Annotated in this window: 19 protein-coding genes and 1 CRISPR repeat array; of the genes, 13 read left to right on the forward strand and 6 right to left on the reverse strand. The window is 43.0% G+C overall.

Features of this window, described 5'->3' with window-relative positions; genetic code table 11:
* Nucleotides 1-152: 152 nt before the first annotated feature.
* The 6 genes from ACERC5_RS05010 to ACERC5_RS05035 form a co-directional block, all read right to left on the reverse strand.
* Nucleotides 153-359, reverse strand: coding sequence for a hypothetical protein (locus ACERC5_RS05010; RefSeq protein ID WP_373658783.1), 207 nt, complete (start codon nucleotides 357-359; stop codon nucleotides 153-155).
* A 3-nt stretch (nucleotides 360-362) separates the two neighbouring features.
* Nucleotides 363-560 (reverse strand): hypothetical protein, encoded by a 198-nt coding sequence (locus tag ACERC5_RS05015; RefSeq protein WP_044758025.1) that lies wholly within the window; start codon nucleotides 558-560, stop codon nucleotides 363-365.
* Nucleotides 520-750 carry a hypothetical protein gene (locus tag ACERC5_RS05020; protein WP_373658782.1) on the reverse strand — a complete coding sequence of 77 codons (231 nt, stop codon included), beginning with the start codon at nucleotides 748-750 and terminating at the stop codon, nucleotides 520-522. Before ACERC5_RS05020 ends, ACERC5_RS05015 begins: the two co-directional genes overlap by 41 nt.
* Nucleotides 740-1,015 (reverse strand): hypothetical protein, encoded by a 276-nt coding sequence (locus ACERC5_RS05025; protein WP_373658781.1) that lies wholly within the window; start codon nucleotides 1,013-1,015, stop codon nucleotides 740-742. Before ACERC5_RS05025 ends, ACERC5_RS05020 begins: the two co-directional genes overlap by 11 nt.
* A 382-nt stretch (nucleotides 1,016-1,397) precedes the next feature.
* A complete protein-coding gene (locus ACERC5_RS05030) occupies nucleotides 1,398-2,021 on the reverse strand; it encodes a Rha family transcriptional regulator (protein ID WP_373658779.1) in 624 nt (207 codons plus the stop codon).
* A gap of 10 nt (nucleotides 2,022-2,031) precedes the next feature.
* Nucleotides 2,032-2,229, reverse strand: a complete 198-nt coding sequence (locus ACERC5_RS05035; protein ID WP_373658778.1) for a helix-turn-helix domain-containing protein — start codon at nucleotides 2,227-2,229, stop codon at nucleotides 2,032-2,034.
* A gap of 161 nt (nucleotides 2,230-2,390) precedes the next feature.
* Here ACERC5_RS05035 and ACERC5_RS05040 point away from each other — a divergent pair, with 161 nt between their 5' ends.
* From ACERC5_RS05040 to ftsA, 13 genes are all read left to right on the forward strand, one after another.
* Entirely contained in the window at nucleotides 2,391-3,122 is a 732-nt protein-coding gene (locus ACERC5_RS05040) for a helix-turn-helix domain-containing protein (RefSeq protein WP_373660315.1), read from the forward strand.
* Between the two features lie 395 nt (nucleotides 3,123-3,517).
* Complete coding sequence (locus ACERC5_RS05045; protein WP_373660316.1) at nucleotides 3,518-4,663, forward strand: tyrosine-type recombinase/integrase; 1,146 nt, start codon at nucleotides 3,518-3,520, stop codon at nucleotides 4,661-4,663.
* Nucleotides 4,664-4,758: 95 nt separating this feature from the next.
* Complete coding sequence (locus tag ACERC5_RS05050; RefSeq protein WP_373658775.1) at nucleotides 4,759-4,995, forward strand: DUF2829 domain-containing protein; 237 nt, start codon at nucleotides 4,759-4,761, stop codon at nucleotides 4,993-4,995.
* Complete coding sequence (locus ACERC5_RS05055) at nucleotides 4,988-5,686, forward strand: 3-oxoacyl-ACP reductase (protein WP_373660317.1); 699 nt, start codon at nucleotides 4,988-4,990, stop codon at nucleotides 5,684-5,686. Before ACERC5_RS05050 ends, ACERC5_RS05055 begins: the two co-directional genes overlap by 8 nt.
* Nucleotides 5,687-5,817: 131 nt before the next feature.
* Nucleotides 5,818-6,908: a CRISPR direct-repeat array (repeat unit 36 nt; unit sequence GTTTTAGAGCTGTGCTGTTTCGAATGGCTCCAAAAC).
* A gap of 97 nt (nucleotides 6,909-7,005) precedes the next feature.
* Nucleotides 7,006-7,260, forward strand: a complete 255-nt coding sequence (locus tag ACERC5_RS05060) for a DUF3977 family protein (protein ID WP_373658774.1) — start codon at nucleotides 7,006-7,008, stop codon at nucleotides 7,258-7,260.
* A 91-nt stretch (nucleotides 7,261-7,351) separates the two neighbouring features.
* The gene (locus ACERC5_RS05065) at nucleotides 7,352-8,068 is read left to right on the forward strand and encodes a CPBP family intramembrane glutamic endopeptidase (protein ID WP_373658773.1); all 717 of its coding nucleotides are present in this window, start codon (nucleotides 7,352-7,354) and stop codon (nucleotides 8,066-8,068) included.
* Between the two features lie 23 nt (nucleotides 8,069-8,091).
* On the forward strand, nucleotides 8,092-9,057 hold the full coding sequence (locus tag ACERC5_RS05070; protein ID WP_373658771.1) for a Gfo/Idh/MocA family protein: 966 nt from the start codon (nucleotides 8,092-8,094) through the stop codon (nucleotides 9,055-9,057).
* 82 nt (nucleotides 9,058-9,139) lie between these two features.
* The gene (locus ACERC5_RS05075; RefSeq protein ID WP_373658770.1) at nucleotides 9,140-9,469 is read left to right on the forward strand and encodes a hypothetical protein; all 330 of its coding nucleotides are present in this window, start codon (nucleotides 9,140-9,142) and stop codon (nucleotides 9,467-9,469) included.
* A 389-nt stretch (nucleotides 9,470-9,858) separates the two neighbouring features.
* The gene (gene glmU / locus ACERC5_RS05080) at nucleotides 9,859-11,238 is read left to right on the forward strand and encodes a bifunctional UDP-N-acetylglucosamine diphosphorylase/glucosamine-1-phosphate N-acetyltransferase GlmU (RefSeq protein WP_373658769.1); all 1,380 of its coding nucleotides are present in this window, start codon (nucleotides 9,859-9,861) and stop codon (nucleotides 11,236-11,238) included.
* Between the two features lie 32 nt (nucleotides 11,239-11,270).
* Nucleotides 11,271-11,828 (forward strand): NUDIX hydrolase, encoded by a 558-nt coding sequence (locus ACERC5_RS05085; protein ID WP_373658768.1) that lies wholly within the window; start codon nucleotides 11,271-11,273, stop codon nucleotides 11,826-11,828.
* Nucleotides 11,821-12,045, forward strand: coding sequence for a cell wall synthase accessory phosphoprotein MacP (gene macP / locus ACERC5_RS05090; RefSeq protein WP_018367449.1), 225 nt, complete (start codon nucleotides 11,821-11,823; stop codon nucleotides 12,043-12,045). The genes ACERC5_RS05085 and macP overlap by 8 nt, the downstream gene beginning before the upstream one ends.
* A 9-nt stretch (nucleotides 12,046-12,054) precedes the next feature.
* The gene (locus tag ACERC5_RS05095) at nucleotides 12,055-12,744 is read left to right on the forward strand and encodes a 5'-methylthioadenosine/adenosylhomocysteine nucleosidase (protein WP_373658767.1); all 690 of its coding nucleotides are present in this window, start codon (nucleotides 12,055-12,057) and stop codon (nucleotides 12,742-12,744) included.
* A 146-nt stretch (nucleotides 12,745-12,890) separates the two neighbouring features.
* The gene (gene ftsA, locus ACERC5_RS05100) at nucleotides 12,891-14,264 is read left to right on the forward strand and encodes a cell division protein FtsA (protein WP_373660319.1); all 1,374 of its coding nucleotides are present in this window, start codon (nucleotides 12,891-12,893) and stop codon (nucleotides 14,262-14,264) included.
* Nucleotides 14,265-14,284: the final 20 nt, after the last annotated feature.

A 14,284-nucleotide genomic window follows, 5' to 3' on the forward strand; every position in this document is an offset into this window, starting at 1 on the left:
TGTCCACTGGTGGAACCATCATCGCATTCACGGTAGTCTCGATTACCAAACACCTATGGTTAAGCGAGTTATCGCTTAACAAAAACACTTTATAAAAATTGTACAGAAAAGGGGTGCCTTTTCAATCTATTGTGTAAATCATGAAATGCCTCCTAGTTAAATCTCTTACCTGCAAGCCATAGGTAAGCATCGTAGCGCTCTTTTACGTGGTCTGTGGTGTTTTCCTCTGCCTTATCAGTTTGTGGGCTAATATCAAGCTCTATATAGCTCTCATAACGCCATAACAAGACGAGAATAACCAAACATACGACAATCAAGATAATACTTTGTGTTGGTGTTAGATTTAGTTCATTTTGCATGTCTTATCTCGCTTGATAGTTGTCAATATAGTTTTGTTGCTGGTCAGAGGTCATAGATAAATAAACACTAACTTCTTCGTGTGTCACTTTTTTATCTACAAAATCCTTGATAAATTGAAATAGATTAGGAGTATTTTCTTTTACCTCTGCTAGAAGTTCATCAAATTCTTGTTGTGTCATGTCGTTTAAATTCATTGCCATACTCCTTGAAAAATTTATCTGATAATTCTGTGTGTTCTGAAACAAGATACTTTAGCCCATTGGTTGCTACTGTCACAAGGGATATTGCTTTAGCTGGGTTAATATCACTAATAGCTATCTCTAAAGTGCTGATAACATTTTCTAGCTTTGTACATAGCAATTCATAGTTACTTAAAATCTTATCGTTCATATTGTCTAATAACCTCCAATTCTTTATCATCATCACAATTTATCAACTTACAAGCGATTAAATCTAAGTCTTTATATAGCTGTTCAGTCATTTCAAAAATAACGCTAAATGTTTGTTTCATTTGATGATGTAAAATTGTGTTATCTGCTCCAGAATTATCAGCAAGTAATAAAGCATTGCCTAGTTGTTGGATAATTTCAATACGTGGGAGCAACTCAGCGATTTGGTTGCCTTGTTGCTTGATGTTTCGTGTGCTTAATGCCATATTTTGATACCTCGTTATCATATTTTCTGGGTAATTGCCTCATGCTCTCGGTCGCCCAACTTGTAAGCATAGGCTGTAATAGGTTCTTTTCAAATTGGTTTCTTGCGTCTGTCATTTTTAAGAGTTATGTCTCTCCGTATGGTCAAGATACCTAAATCATGGTATAATCTAGGTATCAATAAATTACTAAAATCCCTTTAATAACGGCTTGCCTGCTGTTATTGGATTTAGTTTAATTGTGTGAAAAGGCTTGGAAGTTTGGTCGCTATCAAAGCCTTTTTTGTTGCTCTCACGCGCCCACAAGGTGCGTTTTTTTAATCATCTTCTGGGCTATCTGTGGTAAATGCCCATAGTAAAAGGTGTAGTAGTGCTGTTAGTACGCCTATTGTGATACCTCCGTTTTCTGTCTGAATACCATTGTTTTTATATCTTGGTAACTCATGCCTAGGTTAATCATAGCAATAGCCATGTCTTCTAATGCTTGGTATCTGACTAGCTCAGCACTTGTTAAGCTATCAATGCCATTATGTCCGCCACGTTGTGCCATAAGTTGCTTTTTATTCAATCCGCTAGCGCCTTTTAGTAGTAAGTTGTTAACGGTTGGGTGCGCGTGTTTTGGTGCTTGTTCCCATGTTTCTATGCTATCGTGTAAAGTCTTGCGCTTAGGCTTCTCTAAAGCTCTCTGATAGCGAAATTCTGCCACCTCTTGACGTAGTTCAAAGAATGCTTTGACTAGGTTCTTCTTGAACTTTCTAACGGGTTCTGTATTTTTGAGATAGGTTATCAGCAAAGTAGCCTGTTGCTCATTCAAAATATAGGATTTTTTAGGCTGTCCTCTAGTGTCTAATTTATGGATTTCAAATCCAAGTATTCCCAAAGCCTCAAAATCTACTCTATGCTCTCTAATTAAGCGCGTGATGGTGTGGTGTTGTACCTCTGCGCATTCAGCGATTATATCGCTTGTTGTATACGGCTCTTTCTTGCCGTCCATGTAAACAATGTTCATTCTGTGCCTCCTAGTTTTCTACTGTCAGCAGTTCATCAATAGTTACACCTAGATAATCAGATACCTTTTGTAAGGTTTCAATATCCGGGCGCTTAGTACGCTCATAGTATAGTGAGATAAGTTCGCTTTTTGATATACCTGTTGCCTCGTGAACGTCACTAACTTTTTTACGTTGTTTTGCCAATATGACACGAAAATTATTATTCATATCGTCAACCCCTCTTTTAATTATTCTATGAAATAATTATCGCACAAAATAATAATATCCAATAAAAAATAAATTGTCAACAAAAAAATTATTCTTCGCGATAATTTTTTGTTGAGTATTCTGGAAGATAATTGTAAAATGAATATAAAGGAGGGATGGTTGTGATAAAAAATAATTTAGCAAATATCTTGAAGACAAAAGAAAAAACAGCTGCATGGCTATCGGTTAAAACTGGGATAACTCCAGCAGCCTTGTCTAAAATTGTTAATAACAGTAGTACAAAAATAGATTACATAACATTAAATAAAATTTGTTTGGCGTTAAAAATAGAGCCCAAGGATTTTTTTGACTTTTTACCCTATGATTATGAAGTAGAAAGTATGTACGAAAATAAAGATATAAAAGTTTCTCTAAAATCATTTGAATTAGATGAAAAACCGAACAGTTCTCAAATAGAGAGCTTAGATTTTTATCAGCATCAAGCTGATAATATAGATATTGAAGTTAGTTGTGATTTTGGGCTAGAAGTTAATTTTATGAATACCCCTATGGGAGATAATTATAGTATCTGGTATATCTCAGCTTACTTTTATGATTTGGATTATAATTCTTTTACTGTTAGCATAGATATTGACGATGATAGTATTGGTTTTCTAAAAAAATATATTGGACCTTATGATAAGGGAGAATTATTCAAAAAAATTAAGCGTGAAATAATTTCAAAAATTCAATCTAATTATTCTGATTGGTTCGAAAATCAATATGGAAAAGTTAGTAAAGAAGAATATGGATTTTTAAAATCATTAGATTGGTGGATTGGTGAAGGTACTCGAGTTTACAAAGTGAATGATGAAGAAATTCAAAAAATGATTGATATTGAAAATAAAGATTAACCCACGCGCCTATATAGGGTTTTATGCTCACATTTTCCAACATTTCAAAATCTGAAAGATAGGTTTTTCTAGGTTTTCTTTCAAGTTTTCTGCGTGCTACACCTTAAAAAATGTCTAGTTTTGTCTAGTTTTGTAAATACGCCTTTCAATGTGTTTCAGCAAATTAGTATTTTTTAGTAAATTGCGCGTGATACAAAATTATCTCACCCTTACCATTTCATAAAGGCGCTCAAATGCTTTGTATAGCGTTTTAACCTCAATCAATATAAATAGACTATCTACCCCAAATAAACGAAAATAGGGGCTTTCTCGTAAGCCTCAGCATGATATAAACCTAATAACTCAAAATCTTTTTAATAACGGCTTGCCTGCTGATGTTTAGAAAGGTTTTTATCATGAAAATCAAACCAATTACAAAGAAAAACGGTACTATCGTGTACCGAGCTAATGTTTACTTAGGTACTGACCAGGTAACGGGTAAGAAAGCTAAAACAAGCGTAACAGGTAGGACAAGAAAAGAGGTTAAGCAAAAAGCAAAGCACGCGCAAGATGAATTCATTTCTAATGGCTACACGGTTACTAAAGTTGTGCCAATAAAGAATTATCAAGAATTGGCTGAGTTATGGCTAGAAAGTTACCAGCTTACGGTAAAGCCTCAGACATTCATAGCAACTAAGAGAATGCTCTATAATCACTTAATACCAGTCTTTGGCGCTTTGAAATTAAATAAGCTATCTGTTAGCTATATTCAAGGTTTTATTAATGATTTATCTAGAGAGTTGGTACATTATGGCGTTGTCCACTCTATCAATAGGCGTGTCTTACAATATGGGGTATCTCTCCAGTTATTGCCATTCAATCCTGCGCGTGATGTTATATTGCCTAAAGTACCAAAAAGGGAAAATAAGGCTATTAAGTTCATAGCTCCAGAAGATTTAAAAGCGTTAATGACTTACATGGAAAAGCTAGCCAATAAGAAATTTAGCCATTTCTTTGATTATGTCTTATACAGCGTTTTACTTGCTACTGGTTGCCGTTTTGGGGAAGTAGTAGCCATAGAATGGTCTGATATTGACCTAGATAACGGTACTATTAGCATAACCAAGAATTACAGTAGGTTATTAAAGTTAATTGGTACGCCAAAAAGTAAAGCAGGGGTAAGGGTCATAAGCATAGACAAGAAAACAATCAATCTGCTACGCCTTTACAAGAATAGGCAACGACAATTATTTATAGAGACTGGGGCGCGTGTTTCTGCTGTGGTGTTTGCGACCGCTACGAAAGAATACCAAAACATGGCGACTAGACAGGACAGTCTGGACAGGCGGTGTGCTGAAATTGCTATCCCTAGATTTACCTTTCACGCTTTCCGACACACTCACGCTAGTTTATTGCTCAATGCTGGTATCAGCTATAAAGAATTACAATATCGTCTAGGTCATGCTACTTTAGCTATGACTATGGATATTTACGGACACCTATCAAAAGACAAAGAAAAAGAGGTTGTTTCCTATTACGAAAAAGCCATAAATTCTTTATAAGTCCACAAAAAGGTGAACAAATTTATATTTTAGAACTCATAGGCTAATTGAAAAGCCTATTAAATCAACGATTACAGACGATAAAGGAGACAATCATGACATTTGAAGAGATTTTACCGGGGCTAAAGGCCAAGAAGAAATACGTTCGTACAGGCTGGGGTGGGGCTGAAAATTATGTCCAGCTCTTTGACACCATTGAGGTCAATGGGCAAAAGCTGGAAGCAACGCCCTACTTTCTCATCCATGTGACGGGTGAGGGAGAGGGCTTCTCCATGTGGAGCCCGACGCCGTGCGATGTGCTGGCGACAGATTGGGTGGAAGTCCATGACTAAAACAGTCCTCGTAACAGGTGTCTCCTCAGGCATCGGTCTGGCTCAAGCTCAGCTATTTTTAGAAAATGGCTGGACAGTTTATGGGGTGGACTGTGTTCTTGCTCCTGACTTGCAGGGAGACTTTCATTTTTTGCGGCTGGATCTGACAGGTGATGTGGCAGGAGTTGTGGATTTTTGTCCCTGTCCAGATGTGTTGTGCCTGACAGCGGGGGTCTTAGACGATTATAAGCCTCATCTGGAGACGACGGAGGCGGACATGGCGCGGATTTTTGCGACCAATGTTTTCAGTGTGACACGGTTGGTCAGTCTCTATCTGCCTCAGATGGTGGCGAGTCAGTCAGGGATCATCATCACCATGTGTTCCATTGCGAGTTTTCTAGCAGGGGGGGGTGGTTCTGCTTACACGGCTAGCAAACACGCCCTTGCAGGCTTTACCAAACAGCTGGCTCTTGACTACGCTCGGGATGGGGTTCAGGTCTTTGGCATTGCCCCAGGAGCGGTGCAGACAGCCATGACGCAGGCAGACTTTGAACCGGGAGGTCTAGCTAGCTGGGTCGCAGATCAAACCCCTATCGGTCGCTATACCCAGCCTCTGGAAATCGCAGAGCTGACCCTCTTTCTCGCCTCTGGCAAAGCCCAATCCATGCAGGGAGAGATTATACGCATTGACGGCGGCTGGGGGTTGAAATAATGCTAAGGATTGCTTTTTAATTACAGAAAATATGGTATAATAGTATTTATAAAGGAGCCGGACGAAACTGAAGTCTGGCTGAGACGAGCAGTTCGATGACGAAATCTTGAAGGAAAAAGATTGTCTACGAGGTTTTAGAGCTGTGCTGTTTCGAATGGCTCCAAAACAAATCAGCCAGAACTCTATGCAGAGCATAAGTTTTAGAGCTGTGCTGTTTCGAATGGCTCCAAAACAGGAGACAAGGTTCAGATAGTCAGAAAGAAGTTTTAGAGCTGTGCTGTTTCGAATGGCTCCAAAACATGGCTTTATTTGAGGCTGACGGCAAGCGTGTTTTAGAGCTGTGCTGTTTCGAATGGCTCCAAAACTAGCAGATACAGATATTGACCTACCTAGTAGTTTTAGAGCTGTGCTGTTTCGAATGGCTCCAAAACAATCGGTTGAGTTGAGAAACTGCGTCCATAGTTTTAGAGCTGTGCTGTTTCGAATGGCTCCAAAACTGGGAGTTTGCCTATATACTCCAGGAGAAAGTTTTAGAGCTGTGCTGTTTCGAATGGCTCCAAAACATTCAAAAACAGCTTACCATGCAGGCTGAGGTTTTAGAGCTGTGCTGTTTCGAATGGCTCCAAAACAAGTGATAGTAAATATAATCTATTGTCGTCGTTTTAGAGCTGTGCTGTTTCGAATGGCTCCAAAACGAACCTGCTAAAAAACACCGAAACAATGTCGTTTTAGAGCTGTGCTGTTTCGAATGGCTCCAAAACCAAGGACCGTATCAAGGCGGCTGAACTGCTGTTTTAGAGCTGTGCTGTTTCGAATGGCTCCAAAACCGAATGGAGGAGCAGGGCTTTTTGTCTCGTGTTTTAGAGCTGTGCTGTTTCGAATGGCTCCAAAACCGCCGTGGGAAGAAAGTTTACGTCATTTATGTTTTAGAGCTGTGCTGTTTCGAATGGCTCCAAAACCTTTGGGCAACTTGACAGAGATACCATTAGTTTTAGAGCTGTGCTGTTTCGAATGGCTCCAAAACTTATCTGGGTGAAGAGTTTGTTGGAAGAGTGTTTTAGAGCTGTGCTGTTTCGAATGGCTCCAAAACCGAATGGAGGAGCAGGGCTTTTTGTCTCGTGTTTTAGAGCTGTGCTGTTTCGAATGGCTCCAAAACTTCTTTCTGACTATCTGAACTGTGTTACCTGTTTTAGAGCTGTGCTGTTTCAAATAGCTGTACATTAATGCTAGCGAGTTTTTGTCTCTCCATAGTCTGAAGAGGCAAGGTTAGAGTGAGTTGGGCTATGAAGTGTTCGATTTGCTGGGAATTGGGGATTGAAATGACAAAATATCTTGAAATTGGCTTTGGCAACCGTTGGTTCATGAGGACAGAATTTGAGGCAAGCGATGGTACAGAGTACGAGGTAAAAGGCTGGGTCAGACCCATAGCACCTCAGTCTATTTACCTTCGTTTTTGGATTGGCTCCCGTGTCTTTATTTGGGATAGTAAAGATGGGATAAAATGCGGTCTAAAGTCGCGTAACTCTCTAAAGTTCATCTTAGGTCTTCGCTCCAAGGCCACTACCCAACCTTAAAGAAACCTTATCAGACTTTTTTGATGGGTAGACTTTTTGCTTTATTTTTGATAGATTAGTATTAGAAAAATAAAACAAAAAGGAGACGCTGATGTCTGATAAAAAAAGTGTATATAGCTTAGCAACAGCTTATGTTGCTGTCATGTTATTGAGTTTTATCTACAATCTCCACATCAAAAGAATTTCCTATCAGGATAGTGGGTTTATTGTAGCTGAGATTCCGTTCTTGCTAGTATTGGTTGCTATGACGAGTTGGTATGTTTGGAAGCATCACGAAAGATTGACTTTGCCGAACGACATCTCTCCTCAGCGCCATTATTTTTTGAGTGGTTTTTTACCGCTAGTGGTGACCTTGATTCTTGTGTGGCTGGGGCAATCTCAATTTAACGTCGCTGTTTTATTGCCTCTTGTTGGAACGTTATTAGTTGGTTTCGGCGAGGAATTTCTCTTCAGAAGAGTGCTTTTGCCTTATTTTCTAAAACAGTTTCCAACTCGAAAAGCTATTATTTATTCGGCACTAGCATTTGGTGCCTTCCATGCCATCAACATTTTTGCCGGTAGCGATATTAAGGCAGTCGTTGCCCAAGTCATTATGACGACTGTACTTGGATTTTACTATGCCCACCTCTACTTGTTTACGCAAAAAATTGCTTGGTGTGCAGTGGATCATGGGCTATGGGACTATATTGTTTTTAACAAAACAGCAGCTTCAACGCCCCTGTTCATGTGGCTGTTGATTGCACAATTGCTACTTCGCATTGTGCTGACCATCATCATGGCACGACGAGTGGCAAAAATCACTAAATGATAACAAATTAAAGAGGAGAAATGATGAAACTAGGATTACTCGGCACAGGCATGATTGTTAAGGAGGTCTTACCTGTTTTAACGACGATTGAGGGCATTGAGCTTGGGGGGATTTTGTCCACGCCACGCAGTTTGGCGACTGCTCAGGAGCTGGCTGGCCAGTATGGGATACCGCTTGCGACCAGCGACTACCAAGACCTCCTGACCAGCTCTGCCATTGACACCATCTACATCGGCACGCCCAATCACACCCACTACGACTATGCCCGTCAGGCACTTCTGGCAAGCAAGCACGTCATCTGCGAGAAGCCTTTTACCCTGCGTGCGCACGAGTTGGAGGATTTGGTGGCCATAGCTGAGCAGCGCAAGCTCTTTTTGCTAGAAGCCATTACCAACCAGTATCTGGGGAATTTCCAGTACATGAAAGAGCGGCTTGCCCAGCTGGGGGACATCAAAATCGTGACCTGCAACTACTCTCAGTATAGCTCCCGCTATGATGCCTTTAAGCGAGGGGAAATTGCTCCAGCTTTCAACCCAGAGATGGGTGGCGGGGCTCTTCGTGACTTAAATATCTACAACATTCATCTGGTCGTGGGGCTTTTTGGCAAGCCCCTGTCAGCCACCTATCTGCCAAATATGGAGCGGGGCGTGGACACGTCAGGTATTTTGACCATGAATTACGGGCAGTTCAAGGCAGTCTGTATCGGGTCAAAAGATAGCTCAGCGGTCATCAGCTCCACCATCCAAGGTGATAAGGGATCGCTGATGGTAAATGGGGCAACCAACGCCATGCCATCAGTTACCCTAACCCTCAATGGGCAGGATAGCCAGACCAGTGACCAAAACAGCCCTCATCATCGCATGTATGCCGAGTTTGTGGCTTTTGAAGAGATGATTCGCACAGGGGATACCACTGTAGCTAAGTCTTCCCTCGATCATAGCCGAGCTGTGATGGCAGTCTTGGAGATGGCGACAAGTGCGAACGGTTAGTCATTCTTTACCTCTTTTTGCTTTACCTTTCAATCACAAAGGCGTATGATAAAGCCATCAATTAATGAAAGAGGTGTTTATCATGGTAGATACACAAGTGATTCGAGACGCCTTGCGCCTCTTGGAAGACCTACAAAGTCAGTTTGCAACAACGGCACCAAATTCTTACGATGACCGTCGTATGCGCGAATTGCTGGATGAGGTACTAGCTATTGTTCGAAAAAGCAAAACAGCAGACAATAAGGTTCTGATTGCTCTTGAGCGTTTTCATAAGAGTTTTTCGGTTTCAGTTGGGCTAGGGGCGGCAGAGCTGACTGAACCTGCTAGGCAAGCTTGGCGAGCCTACGATGCCTTTCACATGGATCAGGTACAAGGCAATCTTCACCTTTACGGTATCGGGATTGGTATCTAGCTTAACACTTTCACTATTTTATGGTATAATGCAAGAGGCTGGGGCAAAAGTCCTAGTTTCTGCATTTTTTATTATAACCAACTAAACAAAACGCAGTGGTTGGGAGTAACTCTCACTGGCTTTGCCAGTTTTAGAGTTGCCCCTGCACAGTTCATTAGGCGCTTTAGCGCCAATGAACCACTGCTAGCGGGCTCTAATACGCTGATTTTATCAGTTTTTACAGCCCTAACGAATGAGGGAAATGTCTTTCCCAAATTTCCAACCTCAAACAGTCATTTTCCTGACCGTTTGAGCTATGCGGAGGTGGGACGACGAAATCGAATTCTTGCGAACTACCGATTTCTGTTTCACTTTCACTCTCTAATTTTATACAGAATTGAGAAACACACATGTCAAATTACGCTATTATCCTCGCAGCGGGTAAAGGAACCCGCATGAAGTCTGATTTGCCCAAGGTCTTGCACAAGGTGGCAGGGATTTCCATGTTGGAGCATGTTTTTCGTGCGGTATCAGCCATCCAGCCTGCAAAGATTCAGACCATTGTCGGTCACAAGGCAGAGCTGGTCGAAGCAGTCTTGGCTGGGCAGTCTGACTTTGCCCTGCAAAGCGAGCAGTTAGGGACAGGGCATGCGGTCATGATGGCAGATCCTGCCTTGGCAGGACTGGAAGGGCATACCTTGGTCATTGCAGGAGATACCCCCTTGATTACAGGAGAGAGCCTGCAAAATCTCATCAATTTCCACATCAGCCACAAAAACGTCGCAACGATTTTGACTGCTCAAGCGGACAATCCTTTTGGATACGGACGGATTATCCGCAATACCGACGGCGAAGTCCTCAAGATTGTCGAGCAAAAAGACGCCAACGACTTCGAGAAGCAAATCAAGGAAATCAACACAGGAACCTATCTCTTTGACAATAAACGCCTCTTTGAAGCCCTGAAGGAGCTCAATACAGATAACGCTCAAGGCGAGTACTACCTGACCGATGTGATTTCTATCTTCCGTCAGGCAGGTGAGAAGGTCGGCGCTTATGTCTTGCGGGACTTTGATGAGAGCCTAGGGGTCAATGACCGCATTGCTCTGGCGACAGCGGAACAAGTCATGCGCAAACGCATCAACGCCTCCCACATGGTGAATGGCGTAACCTTCACCCAACCTGATGCGACCTATATTGATATTGATGTCACGATTGGAGCAGAAGCGGTTATCGAGGCCAATGTCGTTCTCAAGGGACAGACCACCATCGGTGAGCGGGCAGTATTGACCAATGGCACACGGGTGGTGGACAGCCAGATTGGTGCCGATGTAGTGATTAGCAATTCTGACATTGAGCATGCGGTCATCGCAGATTATGTCACCGTCGGCCCTTATGCCCACATTCGCCCAGATTCTAGTCTTGCGACAGGCGTTCATATCGGCAACTTCGTCGAGGTTAAGGGATCGTCTATCGGAGAAAATAGCAAAGCAGGCCACCTGACCTATATTGGCAATGCAGAGGTTGGGTCAGATGTCAATTTCGGTGCAGGCACTATCACGGTCAACTACGATGGCAAGCATAAATTTAAGACGGTGATTGGCAATAACGTCTTTATCGGCAGCAATTCGACCTTGATTGCTCCCTTGACGATCGAAGACAATGCCCTGACAGCGGCTGGATCCACCATTACCAAGGATGTGGGTACAGACACAGTTGCTATCGGACGGGCTCGTCAGGAAAATAAAGATGGCTACGCCAAACGCCTACCCCATCACCCAACCAGCAAATAAGCTCTGCCATTTCTCAACCAATAGGAGACAGCATGGAATTTGAAGAAAAAACTCTCCATCGGGAGACCATTTTTGAAGGTCATATCTTTACTGTAGCGGTTGATGATGTCGAACTGCCAAACGGGCTGGGTCAGACCAAGCGGGAGCTGATTTTCCATAAGGGTGCAGTCTGTGTGCTTGCGGTGACGCCAGAGGAGAAAATCATCCTCGTCAAGCAGTATCGCAAGGCGATAGAGAGCATTAGCTACGAAATCCCAGCAGGTAAGCTGGAAGTCGGTGAGGCGGGTAGCGAAGCAGCGGCAGCCCTGCGCGAGCTGGAAGAAGAGACAGGCTATACCGGTCAGCTGGACTATCTCTATGCCTTTTACTCAGCGATCGGCTTTTGCAATGAAAAGCTGACCCTGTATCTGGCGACGGATTTGGTCAAGGTAGACAATCCCCGTCCAAAAGATGCGGACGAGACCATTGATCTCTTGGAGTTGACCTATGATGAGTGCATGGAGATGGTGCGGTCTGGTCAGATTGTCGATGCCAAGACCATCATTGCTCTTCAGCATTATGCCTTAACACAGGGAGGTCGTCATGGGTAAGCCACTGTTGACCGATGACATGATTGCAGAGGCGCAAAAAGAAGCGAACTGGGACAAGCACACAGAGGTATCAGCTGATCGGGCAACTGGTCAGATTTACAAAAGCCGGCGGATTGAAAACACCAAGCGAGGACTTGTTCGTGCCAAACTCAATCGCCTGCTTGTGGTTGTGATTTTGCTGATACTCGCACTAATTTACGCCATGTTCAAGTTATAGGAGAAAATGATGACCATTGGAATTATTGCAGCCATGCCACAAGAGCTGGCTGAGTTGTTGTTGCATCTGGATAATCGCTTAGACGAGACGGTTCTTGGACGCACCTACCACACAGGTCGCCTCTCTGGTCAATCTGTCGTTCTGGTGCAATCTGGCGTCGGCAAGGTCATGTCAGCCATGTCAGTCGCTGCTTTGGCAGACCATTTTGGGGTGACTGCCGTCATCAATACTGGCTCAGCCGGTGCTGTTGCCCAAGGTCTTGCGGTCGGTGACGTTGTTTTGGCTGACCAGCTGGTCTACCACGATGTCGATTTGACTGCTTTTGGTTATGCCTACGGTCAGATGTCTGGGCAACCCCTTTATTTCGACACGGACGAGCGTTTGCGGTCGGCTTTTTCAGAGGCCATAGCGGAGCAGGATTTGACAAGCAGGGTTGGTCTGATTGCGACAGGAGATAGCTTTATTGCTAGCTCAGCCATCATCCAAGAGATTAAAGCACATTTTCCGCAGGTTTTGGCAGTGGAGATGGAAGGGGCTGCTATCGCCCAGGCAGCTCATAGCCTTGATTTACCAGTGCTTGTGGTGCGTGCCATGAGTGATACAGCAGATCATGAGGCCAATATCAGCTTTGATACCTTTATCATCGAGGCGGGAAAACGTTCTGCCCAGATGGTTTTAGCAGGTCTGGCCAAGCTCTAATATTAAAAATTCATGACAAGGGCTTTTTTTCCGAAAGACTGACACAAAATGATGACATTTTGTGTTTTTTTGTGGTATAATAAGCTAGAATAAGACTATATAAATAAAGTCTTTTATTAAAGTGTTGAAACGGAGAGGTCGAGTTAATGGCTAGAAATGGCTTTTTTACAGGATTAGATATAGGAACCAGCTCGATTAAGGTACTCGTTGCAGAGTTCGTTAATGGTCAGATGAATGTGATTGGGGCTAGTAATGTTCCAAGTGCAGGTGTTAAAGATGGTATCGTGATTGATATTGAAGCAGCAGCAGCAAGCGTGCGTGAGGCGATTGAGCAAGCTGAAGAAAAAGCAGGCGTATCGATTGATAAGGTCAGTGTTGCCCTTCCTGCTCAACAGATTCAGATGGAGCCAACGCAGGGCATGATTCCCATCGCAGGTAGCAGCAAAGAAATCAGAGATGAAGATGTTGAGAATGTTATCAAATCTGCTTTAATGAAAAATGTCGCCCCTGAACGTGAGGTTATCTCATTGATTCCAGAGGAGTTTACGATTGATGGTTTCAAAGGGATTCGTGACCCTCGTGGGATGATGGGAATTCGTCTTGAGATGAGAGGGACACTTTACACAGGACCGTCAACAGTTCTTCATAACCTACGCAAGGCCATCGAACGTGCTGGTCTGAAACTTGAACACACGGTAATTTCTTCTTTAGCCTTGACCGGTGCGATTTTGAACGAAGGCGAACGCGAATTCGGTGCAACTGTTATCGATATGGGGGCTGGACAGACAACCATTTCTGTCATAAAAAATCAACAATTGCAGCATAATGAAGTCTTCCATGAGGGAGGCGACTATGTGACAAAGGATATTTCCAAAGTTCTGAAAACGTCTATTCAGACAGCTGAAACCTTGAAATTTAACTTTGGCAGTGCTGATTTAGAAACGGCTAGTCAAACAGATGTTGTACAGGTTGATGTTGTCGGTTCATCACAACCGCTTGAGGTCACAGAACACTATTTGGCTGAGATTATTGTTGCCCGCATTCGTCATATTTTAGACCGCGTTTATCAGACGCTTAATCAGGCGCGTTTACTTGACATGCCTGGTGGGATAGTTGTGACAGGCGGTGGTGCTATTTTACCAGGTGTGTCTGACTTAGCTCAACAAATTTTCGGTGTTCCTGTGAAGCTTCATATCCCACATCAGGTTGGTGTTCGCAATCCGATATTTTCAACGGTTATCAGCTTGGTTGAGACAGTTGGTCAGATGAGTGATGTTGATATCATTGCTCAGGCGGCCGTATCAGGTGAAGAGTTGCTGAGACGTAAACCAATTGAGGTGACGACTTCACCCTCAACAGTGGAACGTTTAGCAAGCAAAATCTTGCCGATAGAGCCTGCTGTTGCCGAACAAGACAGTGCACGGTCTGACTATTCAGCAACGGAAGAAACGGCGGCACCTAAGAAAAAACTAGGGGACCGTTTCAGAGGACTTTTTGACAATCTCCATCTATTTGATTAAAAGCAGTAAACGAGGTGAAT

This window comes from Streptococcus sp. E24BD, assembly GCF_041807825.1.
GTDB lineage: Bacteria > Bacillota > Bacilli > Lactobacillales > Streptococcaceae > Streptococcus > Streptococcus entericus.

Excerpts from the sequence above, each read along its gene's own strand:
- ACERC5_RS05085 (WP_373658768.1), top strand. The coding sequence starts at position 11,271 with ATGGAATTTGAAGAAAAAACTCTCCATCGGGAGACCATTTTTGAAGGT.
- glmU (WP_373658769.1), top strand. The coding sequence starts at position 9,859 with ATGTCAAATTACGCTATTATCCTCGCAGCGGGTAAAGGAACCCGCATG.
- ACERC5_RS05030 (WP_373658779.1), bottom strand. The coding sequence starts at position 2,021 with ATGAACATTGTTTACATGGACGGCAAGAAAGAGCCGTATACAACAAGC.
- ACERC5_RS05095 (WP_373658767.1), top strand. The coding sequence starts at position 12,055 with ATGACCATTGGAATTATTGCAGCCATGCCACAAGAGCTGGCTGAGTTG.
- ACERC5_RS05055 (WP_373660317.1), top strand. The coding sequence starts at position 4,988 with ATGACTAAAACAGTCCTCGTAACAGGTGTCTCCTCAGGCATCGGTCTG.
- ACERC5_RS05020 (WP_373658782.1), bottom strand. The coding sequence starts at position 750 with ATGAACGATAAGATTTTAAGTAACTATGAATTGCTATGTACAAAGCTA.
- macP (WP_018367449.1), top strand. The coding sequence starts at position 11,821 with ATGGGTAAGCCACTGTTGACCGATGACATGATTGCAGAGGCGCAAAAA.
- ftsA (WP_373660319.1), top strand. The coding sequence starts at position 12,891 with ATGGCTAGAAATGGCTTTTTTACAGGATTAGATATAGGAACCAGCTCG.
- ACERC5_RS05010 (WP_373658783.1), bottom strand. The coding sequence starts at position 359 with ATGCAAAATGAACTAAATCTAACACCAACACAAAGTATTATCTTGATT.
- ACERC5_RS05035 (WP_373658778.1), bottom strand. The coding sequence starts at position 2,229 with ATGAATAATAATTTTCGTGTCATATTGGCAAAACAACGTAAAAAAGTT.
- ACERC5_RS05075 (WP_373658770.1), top strand. The coding sequence starts at position 9,140 with ATGGTAGATACACAAGTGATTCGAGACGCCTTGCGCCTCTTGGAAGAC.
- ACERC5_RS05070 (WP_373658771.1), top strand. The coding sequence starts at position 8,092 with ATGAAACTAGGATTACTCGGCACAGGCATGATTGTTAAGGAGGTCTTA.
- ACERC5_RS05065 (WP_373658773.1), top strand. The coding sequence starts at position 7,352 with ATGTCTGATAAAAAAAGTGTATATAGCTTAGCAACAGCTTATGTTGCT.
- ACERC5_RS05015 (WP_044758025.1), bottom strand. The coding sequence starts at position 560 with ATGGCAATGAATTTAAACGACATGACACAACAAGAATTTGATGAACTT.
- ACERC5_RS05050 (WP_373658775.1), top strand. The coding sequence starts at position 4,759 with ATGACATTTGAAGAGATTTTACCGGGGCTAAAGGCCAAGAAGAAATAC.
- ACERC5_RS05060 (WP_373658774.1), top strand. The coding sequence starts at position 7,006 with ATGACAAAATATCTTGAAATTGGCTTTGGCAACCGTTGGTTCATGAGG.
- ACERC5_RS05045 (WP_373660316.1), top strand. The coding sequence starts at position 3,518 with ATGAAAATCAAACCAATTACAAAGAAAAACGGTACTATCGTGTACCGA.
- ACERC5_RS05025 (WP_373658781.1), bottom strand. The coding sequence starts at position 1,015 with ATGGCATTAAGCACACGAAACATCAAGCAACAAGGCAACCAAATCGCT.